This is a genomic window from Crossiella cryophila (assembly GCF_014204915.1).
Lineage (GTDB): Bacteria > Actinomycetota > Actinomycetes > Mycobacteriales > Pseudonocardiaceae > Crossiella > Crossiella cryophila.
Genome location: NZ_JACHMH010000001.1, coordinates 3,950,721 through 3,969,586, shown reverse-complemented (window position 1 = coordinate 3,969,586; position 18,866 = coordinate 3,950,721). Strand labels below are relative to the sequence as shown.

The window sequence follows — 18,866 nt, the reverse complement described above, 5'->3', positions numbered from 1 at the left end:
GTCTCGTCAGGGAAGTCGTTGCCACGCCCCGAACTGGTGCGGAACCTTCGAGCGATGTCGAAAGCGGCCCGCTCCGGGCAGTAGACGTTGAACTTGCGCCATTTCCGCCGGTAGGCCGGGTCGGTCGACAGGTGGCTCTCGTGGTCCTCGCGGAGGGTGGGCGCACGCGGCCAGGGTGATCTCACCGACTTGACCGAACGGCGGATGATCGAGATCGTGCGCCAGCGTGGCCGTCCCCAGCACATCCGCGTCGATACCGCCGAGTTCGTGGATGAGCCCCCAGGAGGACTTCTCGGCGAGCAACCGCTGCGCGATGGCCTGGGCGACCTGGGCGACCTTCCGCGAGTGGGTCAGTCGATTGTGCGTCAACGCGATGTCCTCGAACGCAGTTCCTCATCCGGCACCGAGTGGGAGCCGACCTGCCCCGTCGGCGGTCTGCGTTACCGTGGCCGACGGGGAGAGGTCGACAGGGGCGGGGATTCGGGTACGCGGTCCGCCCGCGACAACACGGGGACGACCAGACGGGACGGTCTGGGGCGTGACGGGGGGGTTCGATCAGCATGGGCAAAAATCGGGGTCACGTGGGAGTGGCCACCTCGCACGTGGTGCAGGTGGGCGAGGTGTTCGCCGGGGAGGCCGGGCAAATCGGGGAGCAGCACTCGCTGGTGCGCGGCAGCGGGGTGTCGGCGCGGTCGGCTGGGCGTGGTTTCACCGGCCAACGCCAGGTCTGTGAATTGCTGTGGGGTGGTGTCGTGCTCGGGCTGGCCGCGATCCTGGCCGGCTGCGGCACCACGGTCTGGTCCGCCGCACCCACCACCACCTCGGCCACGGGCACCGGCTCCGCGCCGCCGCCCGCCACGCCACCCCTGGTCGATCAACCCAAGCAGTTGCGGGACCTGCCGCCGTGCGGGTTGCTGACCGAGGCGCAGCGGGGTGAGTTCGGCATCTCCGTGCCGGGCGCCGGGTCGTACGCGCCGGTGAACGACACCAGGTGGTGCCGCTGGTCCGGCTTCGTCAAGGATCCGGATGTCAGTGCGGGTCTGGAGGTGAGGACCTGGGAGCAGGGTGGGGGTCTGACCGCACTCCATCTGCGCAGGGTGGAGTTCCCCATGTTCGATCCGTCCACTGTGGACGGTTATCTCGCGGTGCGGGTTGAGGACGACAAGACCAGAGCTTCGAGGTGAAGCTCGCGGCGATCAAGGACCTCAAGCCGTTGTACCCGGACACCTGTGGGCGGGCGGAGGCGATCGCGGGGGCCGTGCTGCGCAACATCCCCGCCGCCCGGTAACCCTCAGACGCTGCGCAGCACCGAGACCACCGTGCCCAGCACCACGGCCTTGTTGCCGTCGATGACCTCGTAGGCCGGGTTGCGGGGTTCCAGGTAGACGTGGCCGTTGCGGCGGCGGTAGACCTTGACGGTGGCCTCGTCGTCGATCATGGCGGCGACGATCTGGCCGGAGTGGGCCTCGGTGGTCTGGCGGACCACGACGATGTCGCCGTCGCAGATGGCGGCGTCGATCATGGAGTCGCCGCGGACGCGCAGGCCGAAGACGGTGCCGCGGCCGGTGAGTTCGCGGGGCAAAATCAGCTGGTCGTCCAGGTGTTCTTCGGCGGTGATCGGGCTGCCCGCGGCGATGTCGCCGACGACGGGGACGGTGACCGAGTCCTCGTTCGCCTTGTGGGCGCCGGTGTCGCGCAGGAACAGGCGGACGTCGATCGGGCGGGACATGGACGCGCTACGGCGGAGGAATCCCTTCTCCTCCAGGCTCATCAGGTGCCTGGACACCGTGGAGGCCGAGCGCAGGCCGATGGCGTCGCCGATCTGCCGGGTGCTCGGCGAGTAGCCGTGCCGCACCACCCAGTCCCGGATGGTGACCAGGATCTGCTGCTGCCGCAGCGGCAGGGACGCGGCGTCCAGGTGTTCGAACACGTCAAGATCGTCGTAGGCGGTCACCCGCCGAATGGTAGAGGTGGGGTCTGGACGTCGGGCGGGCGGGCGTGGTAGCCGGTGTGGCAGGGTGCCGGTATGCGGGTGGCGGTGGTGTCCGGGGGTGAGCCGGGGCATGTTTTCCCGGCGATCGCGTTGTGCCTGCGGCTGATCGAGGCCGGCGAGCAGCCGACGTTGTTCACCGTGGGGCCGTGGGTGGCGGCCGCGATCGAGGCGGGGATTCCGGTGCCGCGGCTGACCGGGCTGCCGCTGGCGGATGCGGGTGGGCGGGAGGATCTGGGGCGGTGGCAGCACGAGCGGGCGGCGGCGATGGCCACCGCGCTGGTGCCGTGGATCGCGCGGGCGCGGCCGGATCTGGTGGTGTGCGATGTGCTCGCGCCGGGTGGTGGGCTGGCGGCGGAACTGCTGGGGGTGCCGTGGGTGAAGTTGTCGCCGCATCCGTTGTACGAGCCTTCGCGGGGGTTGCCGCCGGTGGGCAGTGGGCTCGCGGTGGGGACCGGGATCGCCGGGCGGGTGCGGGATTCGTTGCTGCGGGCGGCTACCGGGCGTTCGGTTCGGTTGGGGGTGCGGCAGCGGGCGCGGGCTCGGGTGGGGCTGGGGTTGGCGGCGCGGGATCCGGGGCCGGTGGCGCGGATGATCGCGACGTTGCCCGCGCTGGAGGTGGCGCGGCCGGACTGGCCGGGGAACGCTCGGGTGGTGGGGCCGTTGTTGTGGGAGCCGACGCGGGCCGTGCTGGCGCCGCCGCCGGGGGACGCGCCGTTGGTGTTGGTCTCGGCTTCGACGGCGGCGGCGGGGGCGGTGGGGGTGGCCGAGGCGACGCTGGAAGCGTTGGGGGGTATGGGGGTTCGGGCGGTGGTGTGCACGTTCGGGGCGCCGCCCGCCGGGTTGCCCTCGTGGGCTCGGGCGGGGCTGGGGCGGCAGGATGTGTTGCTGCGGCAGGCTTCGGTGGTGGTCGGTGGGGGCGGGCACGGGGTGCTGGCGAAGGCGTTGCTGGCCGGGGTGCCGATGGTGGTGGTGCCCGGCGGCGGGGATCAGTGGGAGCTGGCCAACCGGGCGGCGCGGCAGGGCAGTGCGGTGATCGTGCGGCCGCCGGGGGCGGAAACGTTGCGGGCGGCCGTTTCCCGGGTGCTGGGCGAGCCGGGGTTCGCGGCCGCGGCGGCGCGGGCGGCCTGCCTGGACGGGGTGTGGGATCCGGTGCGGGTGTGCCGGGAGGCGGTCACCGGTGCCTTGGCCTGAGCGGCACCGGTGACGTCGGCCTGACTCAGTACGCGGCCTCTAGGGCGATGCGCCGGGCGGTCACCTCGGCCGGGTCGTCGCCGAAGACCAGCAGCTGCAGGGTGGACTGGCGGAGTGGGTTGTCGGTGCGCGCGGTGTCGTGGCCTGCCAGCACCAGCAGGCCGCCGGCGGCCAGCGCCGGGCGCAACCCGGTGAGCAGCTCGGCCAGTGGCGCGGCCACCGTCAGCTTCACCGACTCGGCCGGGCGGTCCAGTGCGTCGGGCCGGACGGATCGCAGTGCCAGCAACGGGATCGAGCCGCTGGTGATGCGGAAGTTCAGGTCCAGCATGATCAGTCTGCCGTCGGCGGTCTGCGCGCAGTCCAGGCTGCACAGCCCTCGGTAGCCGGCGTCGGCGGCGCGCTGGGCGATGGCGACGCATTCCGTGCGCAGCTCCGCGGGCAGCGGGGTGACCAGGCCGAACCGGCCGCCGGTGTAGATCCCGGCCGCGTCCACGTGCTGTTCGGTGACCGCGAGCAGGCGGGCGGTGCCGTCCGCGGCGACGTAGAGCTGGATGCCCCAGTTGCGCCGGATGTCCAGGTACTCCTCGACCACGAACTCACCGAGCACCTCGGTGAAGGCCGGCAGGGTGACCGGCTCGTCGGCCAGGTGCAGGCACACGTCCAGGCTGCCGCCGTGCGCGTCGTCGGTGGCCGCCTTGAGCACCCAGGACTTCTGCTCCGGGGTCGCCTCGGCCAGCTCCGCCCGGGAGACCACGGTGCGCCGGGCCCGGAACCGCGGGTCGACGAAGGTGTTGATGCTCGCCTTGTTGTTCAGGTGCCCGACCAGCGCCGCGCTCTTCACCGAGTGTTCCTCGGCGCACAACGCCTCGGGCTGCGGGTATTCCATCGAGATCCGCAGCCCGTCCCCGATCGCCTCCCGCACCCTGGCCGCGAATTCCACCTCACCGCGGAAGGCCCGCAGGTCCGCGCCGACCGGTAGACCGCCGTCGCGCAGCATCGCCAGCAGCATCGGGTCGGTGCCACCCGCGCTGCAGATCACCGCGGTGTCCCCGGCGACGCCGATCGGCCGGGCGGAGAGCACATCGCGGGTGTGCCGGGCGCCGCTGACCGCCCCGGTGGCCTCCACCGCGGGACGGGCGCAGACGGCGACGCCGGGGCCATAGACATCGGTGAGGGCACGGGGGGCGCCGAGCGACGGCGACAGGACGGTGGTCAGACTGATGGTGAACCTCATGAGGTAGCGGGGTGGCGACGGCGACGCCCCGACACGGGCGTAACGCGACCTGGGCCGTACGGGTGACGACGAATCCGGCCTGGCGAGTCGGCTTCCACGGTGGGGCCGATCGATGCTCGCGAGCCAACTCCCACAATCTCACGTCCTGGCCCCGCTGGCCAGGTGCCGATCACCACCCCGGCGGCCACGGGCCGGGGTGATCTGGATTGGCGCGGGCTACCCAGGAGGGCGGGCGGTAACGCGGTCACGCCCGGGGGACAGCGTGTGGCTGGGTTCTCCGGTGGGCCCGGCGGCCTCCCCGCGTCGCGGGAACCGGCCGCCGGGCCGTCAGGCCAGGCTCAGCGCGTGCCGACCAGGTCGATCACGAACACCAGGGTCTTGCCGGAGAGGCGGTGCCCGGCGCCCGCGGGGCCGTAGGCGAGTTCCGGCGGGACGGTGAGCTGCCGCCGTCCGCCGACCTTCATGCCCGGGATCCCCTGCTGCCAGCCCTGGATCAGGTTGCGCAGCGGGAACTCGATGGTCTCGCCGCGGTTCCAGGAGGAGTCGAACTCCTCGCCCGTCTCGAACTCCACGCCGACGTAGTGCACCTCGACCGTGGCACCGGGGGCCGCCTCCGCGCCCTCCCCCACCGCCAGGTCGGCCACCACGAGTTCGGTGGGCGGCGGGCCACCCTGGAAGTCGATTTCCGGCTTCGTCATGCGTCGGATCCCTTCATCTTCTTGCCGTCAGCGGATCGCGCCCACCGTAGCCGCCGGGATACGGCGATCCGGGCAGGGGCAGGCGCGTTTCGCGGACATGGCCCGGGTGGGAACGGCACCATGGCCGGATGAGCGAGATCCCCACCGAGGACGAACTCGACCGGATCGAGGAACGCGCCCGGCAGGCGTTCGCGGTTGCCCCGCTGCCCTGGCTGGACTTCCTGGAAACCCGGCACGGCATCGGCGGTTGCAGCTTCATCCGGCTGGACGCGGACAGCGAACTCGACCACGAGCTGTACGTCAACATCTATCAAGGCAGCGAAAAGTGGCCCGGCCGGGATGCCCGGATGGACGCGATCCTGCACTACATCGCCTCCGCCGCCGCGGACGTGCCCCGGCTGGTCGCCGAGATCAGGAGACTGCGCGCCGCGGCAGCGGATCACGACACCGAGCGGTAGTGCTCGGCGATCTCGTCGCTGGTGGTCAGCCACACCCCGGCGTGGTTGACGATGTACTCCAGGGCCTCCTCCAGGTACCGGTGCCGGAATGGCTGGTTGATCACGAAGGGGTGCAGGGCCAGTGCCATCACCCGGCCGCTGTCCGCGGAGTCGGCGTAGAGCTGGTCGAACTGGTCCTTGACCACGCGGACGAACTCGGGCCCGCTCAGGCTCTTGCCCAGGAACAGGCCGATGTCGTTGAGTTCCACCGAGTACGGCACGCTCAGCAGGCCGGGCACGGTCAGCGGGTACGGCTGGTCGTCGTTGGTCCAGTCCAGCACGTACCCCAGTCCCAGCTCGGCCAGCAGTTCCGGCGTCCGGAAGGTCTCGGTCAGCGCGGGACCCATCCAGCCGCGCGGACGGCGGCCGGTGTGCTGCTCGATGGTGTCCACCACCTCGGTGAGGTAGGCGCGTTCCTGCTCGACGGTCATGCCGGCCTGCAGGGTGGAGTTGTTCTTGCCGTGCGCCAGCCAGGTCCAGTCCCGTTCCCGGCCGGCCTCGATGATCCGCGGATACCGTTGCGCCACATCGGAGTTGAGCAGCACGCTGGCCTGCAGGCCGAGGCGGTCCAGGGTCTTGATCAGCCGCCAGATGCCGACCCGGGGGCCGTAGTCGCGCCAGCCGTAGTTGAGCGGGTCCGGCGAGAGGTGGGTGGTGCCGGCGAAGATGCTGGTGGAGGGCTGGTCCACCAGGTAGTGCTCGACGTTGACGCCGAGGTAGAAGGCGACCCTGGCACCGCCTGGCCAGTGCAGTGGCGGGCGGTCGATGATGGGGCTGTACTCGAAGGGCGTGGTGTCCATGCCGCCATGCTCGAAGCTTCACACTGATGTGAAGGTCAAGCGGTGGCCGGACCGGGCAGCATGGCGACACGCCCGAGGCGCCGGCACCGCGCGGCCGGGTTGGCGGTGGCGGTCATCGGCGGCCTACCGCCGCCGTAACCGCACTACGCGAACCCGGTTGGAAAAACTCGTTCGAGCTAGCTGTTCGAACTCGCCAGAAGTCGGGCCCAACTCCCGATACGCTGTCGCATCGTGGGCCTGTCCCTCCCCCCTTTGGCGGGCCCACGACAGGGCGCTGGTCTGCCCATCCCCCCTGGCCGGCCAGCGCCCCCCGGAGGCGGGCACTCGTCACCGAGTGTCACGCCCCGGGTCGGACGTGCGAGGGTAGGCGGATGAAGCCCGGTCGAGTCGTCCTGGTCCTCACCCTGCTGGTGGTCGCGGGCCTGCTGGTCTGGCTCGCGCTGAGCCGCTGGGACGACGCCAACAAGATCGCCACCACCGCCTCGGCCCTTGGTGCGGTGGCCTCGGTCGGCATCGCGGTGTGGGCGGCCCTGCGCACGGCCAAACCCGGTGGCACGATCCGGGTCTCCGGCACCGGCAAGGCCACCGCGACCGGGGCGGGCAGCGCGAACACCGGCTTCCGCGGCAAATCCGGCGGCACCGCGGAGGCGAGGAACACCGGCGAGGCCGACTCCGGCGGCGGTGACGCCAACACCGGGATCCGGCTTGACTGACCGTCCCCGCCGGATCGAGGTCGGCGACAGCGGCATGGCCAGCGCCAGCTCCGGCGGCTACGCCAACACCGGTGTGCACATCGGCGACGTCAACCTGCTCACCGGCGTGCCCGTCCGCACCAACTACCGCCACCAGGTCAGGCGGATCGCGCCGCCACAGCTGCTGGACCGCGAGCGGGAACTCGCCGAACTGGCCGAGTTCTGCACCTCCCCGGCCACCGCGGGCCGCTACCGCTGGTGGCAGGCGGGCGCCTGGTCCGGCAAGACCGCGCTGCTGTCCTGGTTCACGCTGAACCCGCCGCCCGGGGTGCGGGTGATCTCCTTCTTCATCACCGCCCGCCTGGCCGGCCAGAACAACCGCGCCGCCTTCCTGGACAACCTCCTGGAACAACTCCTCGCCCTGCTCGGCGAAACCGTGCCCCCGTTCCTGACCGAGCACACCCGCGAACCCCACCTGCTGTCCCGCCTTGAGCACGCCGCCCAGCTCTGCCAGGACCGCGGCGAACAGCTGATCCTGCTGGTCGACGGCCTGGACGAGGATCGCGGCGTCACCACCGGCCCCGACGCGCACAGCATCGCCGCCCTGCTCCCGGACCCTCCCCCGGCAGGTATGCGCGTCCTGGTCGCGGGCCGCCCCAACCCACCCGTCCCGGCCGACGTGCCCCAGCACCACCCGTTGCACGCCAAGGACATCGTCCGCCCCCTGGCCCCCTCCCGTGCCGCCAAGGCCATCCGCCGCGAGATGGAACGCGACCTGCACTGCCTGCTCAACGGCACCCCACTCGAACAGGACCTTCTGGGCCTGCTCACCGCGGCGGGCGGCGGACTGACCAAGTTCGATCTGGCCGAACTGACCGAACTGACCGACTGCTCACCCTGGGAGGTCGCCAGTCACTTGAACACGGTGACCGGCCGCAGCTTCGCCCGCCGCGACAGCCACTACCAGCCCGAACAGTCCCCGGAGGTGTTCCTGCTGGGGCATGAGGACATCCAGCTCACGGCCCAGGACATGCTCGGCCCGGCTCGACTGGCGGCGTATCGCGAGCGGCTGCATGGGTGGGCTGAGGGGTATCGGGAGCGCGGGTGGCCTGTGGGGACGCCGGAGTACCTGGTTCGTGGGTATCACACGATGTTGACGGCGCTGGGGGATCTGGTGCGGTTGACGGCGTTGGTGACGGATCCGGGGCGGCAGGAGCGGATGCATGAGTACTCGGGGAGTGACAGCAATGCTCTTGCCGAGATCGTGTCGGTGCTGGCTGGGCAGGTGGAGCGGGCGCAGCCGGATCTGACGGCGATCACGCGACTGGCGGTCCACCGCGACCACCTCAACGATCGGCACAGCGACATCCCGCCGGAAATGCCCGCGGCCTGGGCGATGGTGGGTCAGGTCAGCCGAGCCGAGGCTCTGCTCCAGTTCCTCACCCCGGCGCACGCCCGCCTCGACGGGGTGCTGGCGCTCGTGGAAATAGTCGCCGACCCCGCCCTGCTTGTGGAGGCCACGCCGCTGGCCAAGGGCCACAAGGACCTGCTCCGGCTCGCGGCGGCGCACGCCCGCATCGGCGACCTGGACCGAGCGGCCGCGCTGATGGACCAGGTCGAAGGCCAGGCAGCCGACGCTGCCCCCGAGGACCGATCCGAGATCCTGCTCGACCTCGCGCTGACGCGTTTCCGGCTCGGTGAGACGGAATCAGCCATCGAGACCATCACCGGGGTCAAGTCGGCGCCCGCGCTGCCCGGCCCGGTGGACCGGGCGGCGCAACTGATCGGAATCGCCAACGTCCGCGTGCGCATGGGCGAGGTGGCCATGGCGCGGACGCTGGCGGGCGAGGCCGAGCGGCTGCTGCGCTCGGTCCCGGACCGCGATGAGCCCGCGCTGCTGGACTCCCTGGCCAAGGTGCTGGCGCGGTGCGGCGACCTCCAGCACGCCGAGACGGTCGCCCGCGCCATCACCAACCCGTACACCCGGGACAACGCACTGCGGGCCGTAGCCCGGGCCAGCGACCCACACCGGAGCGCGGCGATCATCCGGAGCATCGCGGACCAGGCCACGAAGGTCAGCACGATGGCGCTGGTCACCGCGGACCTCGACCGGTTGCAGGCCCTGGTCTGGCTCGCCGAGGCCGACACGCTCACTCAGGTCATCGAGGACGCCTACGACCGGGGCCTCGCCCGGGCCGACATCACCACCGCGCTGATCCGGATCGGCGAACTGGGCCACGCCGAGGCGAGCGCCCGCGCCATCGAGGATCCACGCACGCACGCGACCGCGTTGATCGCGGTGGCAACGGCACACGCGCGGACAGGAACGGTGGACCGGGCGTTCACGCTGGTCCATGATGCCTACAGCTACGTCAGAACGTACGGCGACCGGGTTCGGGTGGCGGAAACCCTGCTCGCCACCGCACAGGCGTGCATCCGCGTCGGAGACCACTCTCGGGCCGTGCGACTGCTCAGCGAGGCCGAGCCGTGGGCGCGCGGCAGCGACAACGGCGCCGGACGCGGCCACCTGCTCTGCCTGCTCGCCGATGCCCTGCTGGACGCGGGTGCGTTCGACCAGGCCAAGACCCTGGCCGACACGGTTCCCGAGGACTGGCGGGACGTGGCCGCCACCTACCTCACCGAGCACCTGTCCGACAGCGGCGATCTCGCGCAAGCGGAACGGATCGCGCGGGCGATCCCCACTCACCGGGCCAGGTACTGGGCCCTGCTGACGGTCGCGGACGCCGGTGCGGCCGCGCTGATCGACGAGGTCGAAGCGCACGCTGACGAAGAGGACGACCTGCTCTGGCGAGAAGAACTGCTCGCGCGCATGGCCGAGAGCATGGCCGGCCACGACGAGCTGGTCGACCGGGCGGTCACCACCGCACGCTCGCTGACCATGACCCATCTCCGGTTCGCCGCGCTGGCCTCGGCCGCGCTGGGGCACGCCCGACTCGGTCAGGACCGGGACTCGGCGACGCTGCTGGACGAGGTGGAGGACATTGCCCAACAGGCAACGCTGGAGCTGCGGGAGAACTCGCAGGTCGTGCCCGAGGTCATCGCCGGTCTGGCCCGGATTGGCGACTTCGACCGCGCGGAACGGCTGATCAGCGCCCTCCCCGACGGACTGCACCGCAGCATGGCGTTGAGCGAGTGCGTCCGGGAACTGGCAACCCGCGGTGATCTCGGCCGGGCCGAGCGGCTCACCGGGGACATCACCGTGCTCGACTCCCGGGTGCGGTCGCTGCTGGTACTGGCTCAGGCAGACCCCGCCCGGCGCGACAGCCTCATCGACGAGGCGGAACAGGTCGCGGGCACAACCGGCAACCCGGACTTCCAGGCCGGAATGCTGATCGACATCGCCGCTCACGCACCCGAACGGGCCACGCGGCTGATCGCGCGGGCGATCCAGCTGCACGACCTGGACAACGCCGTCGGCGAACTAGTCCGCGTCCAGCCCACCGCGATCGACACCATCGAGCAAGAACTGGCCGTGGTCTCCGGCGACTGATCGCCGCCGGAGACCCCAAGCCCTACTTCTTGCGCTTCTCCCGGACCCGCACCGACACCTGCACCGGCGTGCCCGCGAACCCGAACTCCTCGCGGAACTTGCGCTCGATGAACCGCCGGTAGCTCGCCTCCAGGAACCCGGAGGCGAACAGCACCAGGGTCGGCGGACGCACCGCGGCCTGGGTGGCGAAGAGGACCTTCGGCTGCTTGCCGCTGCGGACCGGCGGCGGGGTGGCCGCGATCAGGTCGGACAGCCAGGAGTTGAGCTGGCCGGTCGGGACGCGGCGTTCCCAGGAGTTCAGCGAGGTGCGCAGGGCCGGGGCGAGCTTGGCCACGGCGCGGCCGGTGAGGGCGGAGATGTTGACCCGCTCGGCCCACGGCACCCGCTTGAGGTCCCGCTCCAGTTCCCTGGTCATGGCCAGGCGGCGGTCCTCGTCGACCAGGTCCCACTTGTTGAAGGCCAGCACCAGGCCGCGGCCCGCTTCGACCACCATGGTGATCACCCGCTGGTCCTGCTCGCTGATCGGGGTGCTGGCGTCCAGCAGCACGATGGCGACCTCGGCGGTCTCGATCGCGGAGTGGGTGCGCAGCGACGCGTAGTACTCGGCGCCCTGGGCGAAGTTCACTCGTTTGCGCAGGCCCGCGGTGTCCACGAAGCGCCAGACCTCGTCGTCCAGCTCGATCAGCGAGTCGACCGGGTCGACCGTGGTGCCCGCGACGTCGTGCACGACCGAGCGCTGTTCGCCGGCCAGCTTGTTCAGCAGGCTCGACTTGCCCACGTTCGGGCGGCCGACCAGGGCCACCCGGCGCGGACCGCCCACCGGCGCGCGGAAGTCGTCCCGCGGGCTCTCCGGCAGCACCTCAAGGACCTTGTCCAGCAGGTCGCCGCTGCCCCGGCCGTGCAGGCCGCTGACCGGGAAGGGCTCGCCGAGGCCGAGTGACCACAGGCTGGCCACGTCGGCGTTGAGCCGGTCGTCGTCGACCTTGGTGGCCACCAGGATCACCGGGCGGTCGGTGCGGCGGAGCAGCCGGGCCACGGTCTCCTCGGTGCTGGTGGCGCCGACGGTGGCGTCCACCACGACCATGATCGCGTCCGCGCTGCGCATGGCGTACTCGGCCTGCGCGGCCACCGCGGCCTGCAGGCCGCTGGCGTCGGGCTCCCAGCCGCCGGTGTCGACCACGTTGAAGCGGCGGCCGTTCCACATCGCCTCGTAGGTCACCCGGTCACGGGTCACCCCAGGGACGTCCTGCACGACCGCCTCACGGCGGCCCAGAATGCGGTTGACCAGGGTCGACTTGCCCACGTTCGGACGGCCGACCACGGCCAGCACCGGCAACGGCTTGGCGCCGTCCTCGATACCGCCGTCCTCGATCGCGTTCTCCACCGCGGCCCAGTCGGCCTCATCAGTCCATGTGCCGTCCAGGCTCACGCGCTGTCTCCTTCTTGCTGCTCGGCGTTGCCCGGGTACCCGGCACGCATCACGTCCAACTCCGCGACCAGTTCGGCCAGGTGCCCGCGGATCACCTCGGTCGCCTCGGTCAGGGCGGCCTTGCCCTTGCCGGGCGGCAGCGCGAACGGCGTGCCGAAGAGCACGTCGACGCGCGGCCGGAACCGGCGCCCTGATCCTTCCGGACGACGGAAGCCACGGCACGCCACGGGCAGCACCAGAGCGCCACCCGATCGGGCGAGCCAGGCAGCGCCGTTGGCGGCCTTGACCACCTCGCCGGTGCCCCTGGTGCCTTCCGGGAACACCCCGACCAGCCCGCCGTCGCGCAGCAGCCGCACCGCGGTCAGCAGCGGCGTCCGGTCCGGGGCGCCGCGGCGCACCGGGAGCTGGCCGAGCCGCCGCAGGAACCTGCCGAGCGGTCCCTGGAACTGTTCGTGCTTGACCAGGAACACCGATCGGCGACCGAGCACACAGAAGAGTACGGGACCGTCCAGGAAGGCGGTGTGGTTGGCCACCATGACCACCGCTCCGGTGCGTGGGATCCGCTCCTGGCGGTGCAGGTGCAGGCGGTACGGGGTGCGCGCGACCACGGTGCCGAGGCCGCGGCAGAAGTCGTTGAACCAGGGCCAGGCGCCTTCGGGCAGGCCGCTGGGGCGTTCGGTCACGGCCCGGTCCGCTCCGGCACCGCGCTCAGGCCAGCCTGCTCCGCCAGTTCGACCAGGCGGGCGACCACGCCGTCGATGTCCAGTTCGGTGGTGTCGACCTCGATCGCGTCCTCGGCCTTGCGCAACGGCGAGGTCTTGCGGGTCGAGTCGTAGGTGTCCCGGCGCCGCACGTCGGCCATGACCGCCTCGACCGAGGCGGTCCGCCCGGCGCGCACGTCCTGGTCGACCCGGCGCTGGGCGCGGGCCTCGGCCGAGGCGGTGAGGTAGATCTTGAGGTCGGCGGCCGGGGCGACGGTGGTGCCGATGTCGCGGCCCTCGGCCACGATCCGGCCGCCCGCGGCCACCACGTCGGCGATGATCTGCTGCTGCTGGGCCACGATCAGCTCGCGCACCGCGGGCACCGCGGAGACCGGGGACACCGCGAGGGTGACCTCGGGCCCGCGGATCTCGGCGGCCACGTCCTCGGTGCGCTCCAGGTCGGCCGGGTCCGGATCGGCCAGCTCGATGGTCGGCCCGAGCGGGTCGGTGCCGACCAGCATCCGGGTGGCCTCGACCACGGCGAGCACCTTCCCCGCGTCGTCGGGGTCGACTCCGGCACGCAGCACCGCGAGGGTGGCGGCGCGGTACATCGCGCCGGTGTCCAGGTACCGGGCGCCGAGTGCGGTCGCGAGCCGCCGGGTGACCGTGGACTTGCCGGTACCTGCCGGACCGTCCACCGCCACCACGCCACGCACGCCCTGTGTCACCGTGAGCCTCCTCGCCTACCCCAACAAGCGTCCGCCGGATATTGTGCCGTCTCCGCCGGGACCCGCCCGCACCAGCCGGAACACAACTGCCGGTCCGGCAGTCCCGGATGCCGTTGCCCCGGCACGGAAATCAGCTCACCAGCACTGATCCCCGCCCGGGGCCGGGGTGGCAGCGGTCACACCGAACCGGGCCGGAAACCGGCCTAGTCCTTACCGCCGTCCACCACGATCTCGCTCCCGGTGATGCCCGCGGCCCCCGGCGAGGCCAGGAACCCCACCGCCGCCGCGACCTCGTCCACGGTCACCAGTCTGCCGATCGGCGTGGCCCCCGTCACCCCGGCGATGGCCTCCCCGATCTCCTCCTCGGCCTTCTTCGAGGCGATCAGCCCCGGCGTGACCACGTTGACGGTGACCCCGGCCCGCCCCACCTCCCAGGCCAGGCTGCGCGAGGCCCCGTGCATCGCGGCCTTGGCCGCCGAGTACGGGACCCCGCCGGGCAGGCCGGAGTGCACGAGCGTGGAGGAGATCGACACGACCCGCCCGTAGCCGGCCGCGAGCATGCCCGGCAGGACCGCGCGGATCAGCGAGAGGGTGCCTTCCACGTTGTGGCGCACCAGGTTTCGCCAGCTCGCGTCGGTGGCGTCGGTGAAGGCGGCGAGGTCGGGGCGGCGGGTGTCGGGCTGGGGCAGGGCGTTGTTCACCAGGATGCCGACCGGGCTGAATCCGGCCGCCTCGATGGTGTCGAGCAGGGTCGCCGACGCGTCCGGGTCGGCCAGCTCGAAGGGTGCCGCGAGTGCGGGGGTGCCCGCCGCCTCGAGTTCGGCGGCCAGGGCATTGGCCCGGTCGGCGGCGCGCTGGTAGGTCAGGACCACCGGGTGGCCGGCCTTCGCGAGGGCTCGGCTGATCGCGGTGCCCAGCAGGCCGGCACCGCCGGTGACCAGCGCGGTTGTGTTGTGTTCGGACATGATGATCTCCCCAGATAAGATAGATAGTCGGCTATGTATTTGCTTGGAAAAAAGCGATTTCCCGAGACTGATCCCCTGCTCGGTGACGAGCGGGCATGAGCGGTCGCTCACTCACCGCCAAAGCAACGCCGCAGCAACCGCACCAACTCCACCCGCTCCCCCTCCGCCAACCCCTCCCCGAGCCGCACCTCCGCCTCCCGCCAGGCGGCCTCCACCGCGGGCCGGGCCGCCCGCCCCCGCTCCGTCAGCCAGATCCGCACCTTCCGCGCATCCCGCTCATGAGCCCCCCGGCGCAGGAACCCCGCGGCTTCCAGGCGCTTGACCGCCTTGGCCACCGTTGGCTGCTCAACCCCCAGTCGCTGCACCAGCTCGGACTGGCACAGCCCGTCCTCCTGCCACAGTTCGTCGAGCAGGAAGTCCTGACCGGGGGACAGACCGGCCTCGGCCAGCATCGAATCCAGGGGGCGCCGCCAGCGCTTGGTGGCGGCCAGTAGCTGGAAGGCGTCGTGTTGTCGGAGGCTCACTCTGACGATGGTAAAGTTACATAGTCGGCTATGGGTTACGCAAGCGGTATGACGAGTTAGGGTGGAAACGTGCATGTCGAGGTCACGCCACTGCCTGGTATCGGCACCCGTCAGGACTTCCTGACCAAGACTGGTCGGCGGATCGGGGTGATCACGCATCGGGACGGCCACTTCGAGTTGATCGCGTCCAAGTCGGACGATCCGGACGCGTGTGTGGCCTCGATCCCGCTCTCCACCGAGGAAGCGGGCGCGCTGGCGAGTCTGCTGGGTGCGCCGCAGCTGGTGGCTCAGCTGCGGGCTGAGCAGAACGAGCTGGCCGGGGTCACCACCAAGCAGCTGCCGCTCTCCCCCGGCTCGCCGTTCGACGGGCGTCCGATGGGTGACACCGAGCTGCGTTCGCGCACCGGCGCCTCCATCGTCGCGGTGGTCCGCGCGGGCACCGTGCACCCCTCCCCCAAGCCGGACTACATCCTCGGCGGCGGCGACCTGCTGGTGGTCGTGGGCACCGGTCCGGGCCTCAAGGCCGCGGCGGACATCCTCGACAAGGGCTGATCCGCGTGCACCACACGGCTTTGGCACTGATCGAACTCGGCGCGGTGTTCTTCGGACTGGGACTGCTGGGCAGGCTGGCCTGGAAGATCGGCGTCTCGCCGATCCCGCTCTACCTGATCGGCGGCGTCGCCTTCGGCAAGGGCGGCATCATCCCGCTGACCGGCATCGAGGAGTTCACCGGCATCGCCGCGGAGATCGGCGTGGTGCTGCTGCTCTTACTCCTCGGGCTGGAGTACTCGGCGAACGAACTGGTCACCGGGCTCAAGCGGTCCTGGGTGGCCGGGGTGGTGGACCTGGTCCTCAACGCCACCCCCGGCGTGGCCGCCGCGCTCATCCTGGGCTGGGGGCCGATCGGCGCGCTGGCCATGGGCGGGGTCACCTACATCTCCAGTTCCGGCATCGTGGCCAAGGTGCTGGGCGATCTGGGCCGCCTTGGCAACCGGGAAACCCCGGTGGTGCTGTCCATCCTGGTCTTCGAGGACCTGGCGATGGCGGTCTACCTGCCGGTGCTCACCGCGCTGCTGGCCGGGGTCAGCTTCTGGGGCGGACTGTCCACAGTGGGCATCGCGCTGTTCGCCGTGAGCGTCGTGCTGATCATCGCGATCAAGTTCGGCCGCTACGTCTCCACCCTGGTCGACAGCCCCGATCCCGAGGTCTTCCTGCTCCGCGTCCTCGGTCTGGCGCTGCTGGTGGCCGGACTGGCCTCGCAGCTCCAGGTCTCCGCCGCGGTCGGCGCCTTCCTGCTGGGCATCGCGATCTCCGGCTCCACCGCGGAGAACGCCACCAAACTCCTGGAACCGTTGCGGGACCTGTTCGCCGCGGTCTTCTTCGTGGTCTTCGGCCTCAACACCGACCCGCGTGACGTGCCGCCGGTGCTCGGCGTGGCGGTCGCCCTGGTCATCGTGACCACCGCGACCAAGATGCTCACCGGCTGGTTCGCCGCCGGACAGCAGGGCATCGCCCGGCTCGGCAGGCTGAGAACCGGCGCCGCCCTGGTGGCCAGAGGCGAGTTCTCCATCGTGATCGCGGGGCTGGCGGTCGCCTCCGGTGCGGTGGACTCGCAACTCGCCCCCCTCGCGACCGCCTACGTGCTGCTGATGGCGGTCTTCGGGCCCGTCGCGGCCCGGGTGGTGGAACCGTTGGCGCGCAAGGCCGTCGCCCTGCGGACCAGAACCGCGTGACCGCGAAGGTGCCCCGGCCCGACTGCCGGGCCGGGGCACCTTTCCGCGATCAGCAGTACAGGCCCCCGCCCGGGGTGACACCGATGATGTTGCTGAAGTTCTGGTAGGCGTTGACCCGGCTCTGCACCTGCGCCGGGTTCTTGCCATCGCACTCCAGCGACCCGTTGATGCTCCGGATCGTCTGCCCGAACCCGTGCCCGCCGACCATCGCGTTGTGCGGGGTCATCGAACCCGGCCCGTTCTGCGTGTTCCAGTACCAGAGCGCCGTCTTCCAGGCGATCGCCGGATCGTTCTGCACCAGCCAGGGGTTGCCCAGCAGGTCGATGCCCAGCGCGTCACCGGCGGCCTTGTAGTTGAAGTTCCAGCTCAGCTGGATCGGGCCGCGGCCGTAGTAGGCGGCCTGGCCTGCCGGGCAGCCGTAGGGCTGGCTGCGGTCGCAGTAGTGCGGGTAGTTGGCGGTGTTCTGCTCCACGATGTGCACCAGGCCACCGGTCTCGTGGTTGGCATTGGCCAGGAACGCGGCCGCCTCCTGCTTGCGCGTCACATCCGAGCCGGTCTTGGCGAAGGCCGGGAAGGCCGCGACCGCGTTGAGCAGGCCCTGGTAGGTGTAGAAGGGGTTCCGGCTGGGGAACATCTGGTTGAACTGGGCCTCGCTCACCACGAACGCGCCGGGGTTGCCCGGATCGCCGCCGCCGTCACAGGAGTACGGCTCCCAGTACCAGGTGCTGATCACCGGGTCGTAGCCGGGGTTCTCGTGCTTGGCCCGGTAGTACTGGCCGTTGGTGTAGCGCACGATCGAACCCGCCGCGTAGAACTGCCCGGCCACCCAGTTCGGGTGGCTGCAGCTCGGCGTGCCGCCCCCGCCGCCGCAGGCGCCCTGGTCGGCCCACACCGCAGCGCCGCCGGGGGTCTCGTTCTGGGTCCACCACTTCGCCGAGTAGTTGCGGCCGTTGTGCGAGACCTGGGCCCCGCCGGTGTACTGCTGGCTGGAGTTCCAGCCCGCGGCGCAGGCGGCGGCCTCGGCCTGCGGGGTGGGCACGAACAGGGCGAGCGCGCCCGCGACGAGGGCCGCCAGCGTCAGTCCGATGAAGCGTTTCATGGTGGCTCCTTCAGTGCTCTGCACAGGGATCAGAGTCATGCGCCGATGGAGCGGAGCAGCATCGGCAGGGAGTGCTTCAGGGCGCGCTCCCAGTAGGGCCAGTTGTGGCGACCGGCCCCGTACAGATCAGTGCTCAACCGAACCCCGTTGCGCCGCAACTCATTGGCCAGCGACACGGTCTGTTCGCCGAGCAGTTCCTCCACCCAGTCATTCGTCGACCCCGGCGGGTCGAGCGGTCCGGGCCGTCCGTCGCCGGAGGCCAGGTACACCGGCGTGTGGCGCAGCCGGGCGGCCAGGTCGAACGGGTTGTGCGCGCGCCAGATCCGTTCCTGCGCGACAGGATCGCCCCACAGCGCGTTCTTGTCGAAGCCGCGTTCGGTCAGGATCCGCTGCACCAGGTCGGTGCCGCGGGAGCCCTGGTAGCGGGTGTGCACCACACCGCTGTAGGCGGCCGCGTAGCTGAAGAACCCCGGATGCCTTGCCGCATAAGACAGTGCGCCGAACCCGCCCATGGACAGCCCGGCCACCGCGCGCCGCTGGTTGGCCCGGAACTCCTTCTCCAGCAACCGCTTCAGCTCACCCAGGTGGAACCGCTCCCAGGCCGGGCCGTCGCCGAGCCAGTTCGAGTAGAACCCGGCCGCGCCGCCCTCGGGCATCACGATCAGCGCCTGCGCGCCCGCGGTGGCCGCCGCGCCGTCCACGTTGACCGTCCAGGACCGGTACCCGGTCTCGCCCTCGCAGCACCCGTGCAGCAGGAACAACGTAGGCCAGCGCCGCCCCGGCTGCTCCCGGTACCCGGCGGGCAGCAGCACCCGGACGCCGACCTCCTTGCCGCCCAAGGCATCCGAGCGCACCGCGAGTTCGACCAGCCGGTCGGACAGGGTGGTGGAGCGGACGATCCGGGCCCCGCTCTCCGCCGCGGTGGCCGGGACGGCGAGCAGAACGTTGAGCAGCAAGGCGAAGACGAGCAGCAGCGAACGAAGTCGCATGGGATCCCCCTGGTGGCGTGGGTGATGGGGCGGTCCGCGCCCCCGGATGGGAGGACGGGGACGCGGACCGCCGTTCGGGGAC

The 18,866-nt window shown here is 71.3% G+C and carries 19 protein-coding genes; 7 read left to right on the top strand and 12 right to left on the bottom strand.

Annotated features, from left to right (window positions below; translation table 11 throughout):
* Window positions 1-6: 6 nt before the first annotated feature.
* Window positions 7-369 carry an HD domain-containing protein gene (locus HNR67_RS17780; protein WP_221489943.1) on the bottom strand — a complete coding sequence of 121 codons (363 nt, stop codon included), beginning with the start codon at window positions 367-369 and terminating at the stop codon, window positions 7-9.
* Window positions 370-587: 218 nt separating this feature from the next.
* Between HNR67_RS17780 and HNR67_RS17775 the strand changes: the two genes are divergently transcribed.
* The gene (locus tag HNR67_RS17775; protein ID WP_185003374.1) at window positions 588-1,184 is read left to right on the top strand and encodes a DUF3558 family protein; all 597 of its coding nucleotides are present in this window, start codon (window positions 588-590) and stop codon (window positions 1,182-1,184) included.
* A gap of 107 nt (window positions 1,185-1,291) precedes the next feature.
* Here the strand turns inward: HNR67_RS17775 and lexA are convergent, their stop codons facing one another.
* Window positions 1,292-1,954, bottom strand: coding sequence for a transcriptional repressor LexA (gene lexA, locus HNR67_RS17770; RefSeq protein ID WP_185003373.1), 663 nt, complete (start codon window positions 1,952-1,954; stop codon window positions 1,292-1,294).
* A gap of 72 nt (window positions 1,955-2,026) precedes the next feature.
* On the opposite strand from lexA, the gene HNR67_RS17765 reads away from it, so the two are divergent.
* Window positions 2,027-3,184 carry a glycosyltransferase gene (locus tag HNR67_RS17765; RefSeq protein ID WP_185003372.1) on the top strand — a complete coding sequence of 386 codons (1,158 nt, stop codon included), beginning with the start codon at window positions 2,027-2,029 and terminating at the stop codon, window positions 3,182-3,184.
* A 25-nt stretch (window positions 3,185-3,209) separates the two neighbouring features.
* Here HNR67_RS17765 and HNR67_RS17760 read toward each other — a convergent pair whose 3' ends face one another.
* Window positions 3,210-4,418, bottom strand: coding sequence for a hypothetical protein (locus HNR67_RS17760; protein WP_185003371.1), 1,209 nt, complete (start codon window positions 4,416-4,418; stop codon window positions 3,210-3,212).
* A gap of 338 nt (window positions 4,419-4,756) precedes the next feature.
* Window positions 4,757-5,116: an FKBP-type peptidyl-prolyl cis-trans isomerase gene (locus tag HNR67_RS17755; RefSeq protein ID WP_185003370.1), complete on the bottom strand. Its 360-nt coding sequence runs from the start codon at window positions 5,114-5,116 to the stop codon at window positions 4,757-4,759.
* A gap of 128 nt (window positions 5,117-5,244) precedes the next feature.
* Between HNR67_RS17755 and HNR67_RS17750 the strand changes: the two genes are divergently transcribed.
* Window positions 5,245-5,574, top strand: a complete 330-nt coding sequence (locus HNR67_RS17750) for a hypothetical protein (protein ID WP_185003369.1) — start codon at window positions 5,245-5,247, stop codon at window positions 5,572-5,574.
* Here HNR67_RS17750 and HNR67_RS17745 read toward each other — a convergent pair.
* Window positions 5,556-6,413, bottom strand: a complete 858-nt coding sequence (locus HNR67_RS17745; protein WP_185003368.1) for a polysaccharide deacetylase family protein — start codon at window positions 6,411-6,413, stop codon at window positions 5,556-5,558. The two genes, HNR67_RS17750 and HNR67_RS17745, sit on opposite strands and share 19 nt — an antisense overlap.
* A 371-nt stretch (window positions 6,414-6,784) precedes the next feature.
* On the opposite strand from HNR67_RS17745, the gene HNR67_RS17740 reads away from it, so the two are divergent.
* Window positions 6,785-7,126: a hypothetical protein gene (locus HNR67_RS17740; RefSeq protein WP_185003367.1), complete on the top strand. Its 342-nt coding sequence runs from the start codon at window positions 6,785-6,787 to the stop codon at window positions 7,124-7,126.
* A complete protein-coding gene (locus tag HNR67_RS17735) occupies window positions 7,119-10,616 on the top strand; it encodes a hypothetical protein (RefSeq protein ID WP_185003366.1) in 3,498 nt (1,165 codons plus the stop codon). Before HNR67_RS17740 ends, HNR67_RS17735 begins: the two co-directional genes overlap by 8 nt.
* Window positions 10,617-10,638: 22 nt before the next feature.
* Here HNR67_RS17735 and der read toward each other — a convergent pair whose 3' ends face one another.
* The 5 genes from der to HNR67_RS17710 all read right to left on the bottom strand — a co-directional run bounded on the left by der (window position 10,639) and on the right by HNR67_RS17710 (window position 14,963).
* Complete coding sequence (gene der / locus HNR67_RS17730; protein ID WP_185003365.1) at window positions 10,639-12,045, bottom strand: ribosome biogenesis GTPase Der; 1,407 nt, start codon at window positions 12,043-12,045, stop codon at window positions 10,639-10,641.
* Window positions 12,042-12,728, bottom strand: a complete 687-nt coding sequence (locus tag HNR67_RS17725; RefSeq protein ID WP_185003364.1) for a lysophospholipid acyltransferase family protein — start codon at window positions 12,726-12,728, stop codon at window positions 12,042-12,044. The genes der and HNR67_RS17725 overlap by 4 nt, the downstream gene beginning before the upstream one ends.
* Window positions 12,725-13,474: a (d)CMP kinase gene (cmk, locus tag HNR67_RS17720; RefSeq protein WP_312987497.1), complete on the bottom strand. Its 750-nt coding sequence runs from the start codon at window positions 13,472-13,474 to the stop codon at window positions 12,725-12,727. Before cmk ends, HNR67_RS17725 begins: the two co-directional genes overlap by 4 nt.
* Window positions 13,475-13,677: 203 nt before the next feature.
* A complete protein-coding gene (locus tag HNR67_RS17715) occupies window positions 13,678-14,439 on the bottom strand; it encodes an SDR family NAD(P)-dependent oxidoreductase (protein WP_185003363.1) in 762 nt (253 codons plus the stop codon).
* 107 nt (window positions 14,440-14,546) lie between these two features.
* On the bottom strand, window positions 14,547-14,963 hold the full coding sequence (locus HNR67_RS17710; protein WP_185003362.1) for a MarR family winged helix-turn-helix transcriptional regulator: 417 nt from the start codon (window positions 14,961-14,963) through the stop codon (window positions 14,547-14,549).
* A gap of 69 nt (window positions 14,964-15,032) precedes the next feature.
* Here HNR67_RS17710 and HNR67_RS17705 point away from each other — a divergent pair, with 69 nt between their 5' ends.
* The gene (locus HNR67_RS17705) at window positions 15,033-15,515 is read left to right on the top strand and encodes a cation:proton antiporter regulatory subunit (RefSeq protein ID WP_185003361.1); all 483 of its coding nucleotides are present in this window, start codon (window positions 15,033-15,035) and stop codon (window positions 15,513-15,515) included.
* Window positions 15,516-15,520: 5 nt separating this feature from the next.
* Window positions 15,521-16,696: a cation:proton antiporter gene (locus HNR67_RS17700; RefSeq protein ID WP_185003360.1), complete on the top strand. Its 1,176-nt coding sequence runs from the start codon at window positions 15,521-15,523 to the stop codon at window positions 16,694-16,696.
* Between the two features lie 49 nt (window positions 16,697-16,745).
* On the opposite strand, the gene HNR67_RS17695 is transcribed toward HNR67_RS17700, so the two are convergent.
* Both HNR67_RS17695 and HNR67_RS17690 read right to left on the bottom strand, forming a co-directional pair.
* A complete protein-coding gene (locus HNR67_RS17695; protein WP_185003359.1) occupies window positions 16,746-17,795 on the bottom strand; it encodes a glycoside hydrolase family 19 protein in 1,050 nt (349 codons plus the stop codon).
* 35 nt (window positions 17,796-17,830) lie between these two features.
* On the bottom strand, window positions 17,831-18,784 hold the full coding sequence (locus HNR67_RS17690; protein ID WP_185003358.1) for an alpha/beta hydrolase: 954 nt from the start codon (window positions 18,782-18,784) through the stop codon (window positions 17,831-17,833).
* Window positions 18,785-18,866 lie beyond the last annotated feature (82 nt).

Bases quoted from the DNA above. Each gene is read 5' to 3' on its own strand.
- HNR67_RS17690 (WP_185003358.1), bottom strand. From the start codon at position 18,784: ATGCGACTTCGTTCGCTGCTGCTCGTCTTCGCCTTGCTGCTCAACGTT.
- HNR67_RS17715 (WP_185003363.1), bottom strand. From the start codon at position 14,439: ATGTCCGAACACAACACAACCGCGCTGGTCACCGGCGGTGCCGGCCTG.
- HNR67_RS17695 (WP_185003359.1), bottom strand. From the start codon at position 17,795: ATGAAACGCTTCATCGGACTGACGCTGGCGGCCCTCGTCGCGGGCGCG.
- HNR67_RS17750 (WP_185003369.1), top strand. From the start codon at position 5,245: ATGAGCGAGATCCCCACCGAGGACGAACTCGACCGGATCGAGGAACGC.
- HNR67_RS17765 (WP_185003372.1), top strand. From the start codon at position 2,027: ATGCGGGTGGCGGTGGTGTCCGGGGGTGAGCCGGGGCATGTTTTCCCG.
- HNR67_RS17760 (WP_185003371.1), bottom strand. From the start codon at position 4,418: ATGAGGTTCACCATCAGTCTGACCACCGTCCTGTCGCCGTCGCTCGGC.
- HNR67_RS17740 (WP_185003367.1), top strand. From the start codon at position 6,785: ATGAAGCCCGGTCGAGTCGTCCTGGTCCTCACCCTGCTGGTGGTCGCG.
- HNR67_RS17745 (WP_185003368.1), bottom strand. From the start codon at position 6,413: ATGGACACCACGCCCTTCGAGTACAGCCCCATCATCGACCGCCCGCCA.
- HNR67_RS17755 (WP_185003370.1), bottom strand. From the start codon at position 5,116: ATGACGAAGCCGGAAATCGACTTCCAGGGTGGCCCGCCGCCCACCGAA.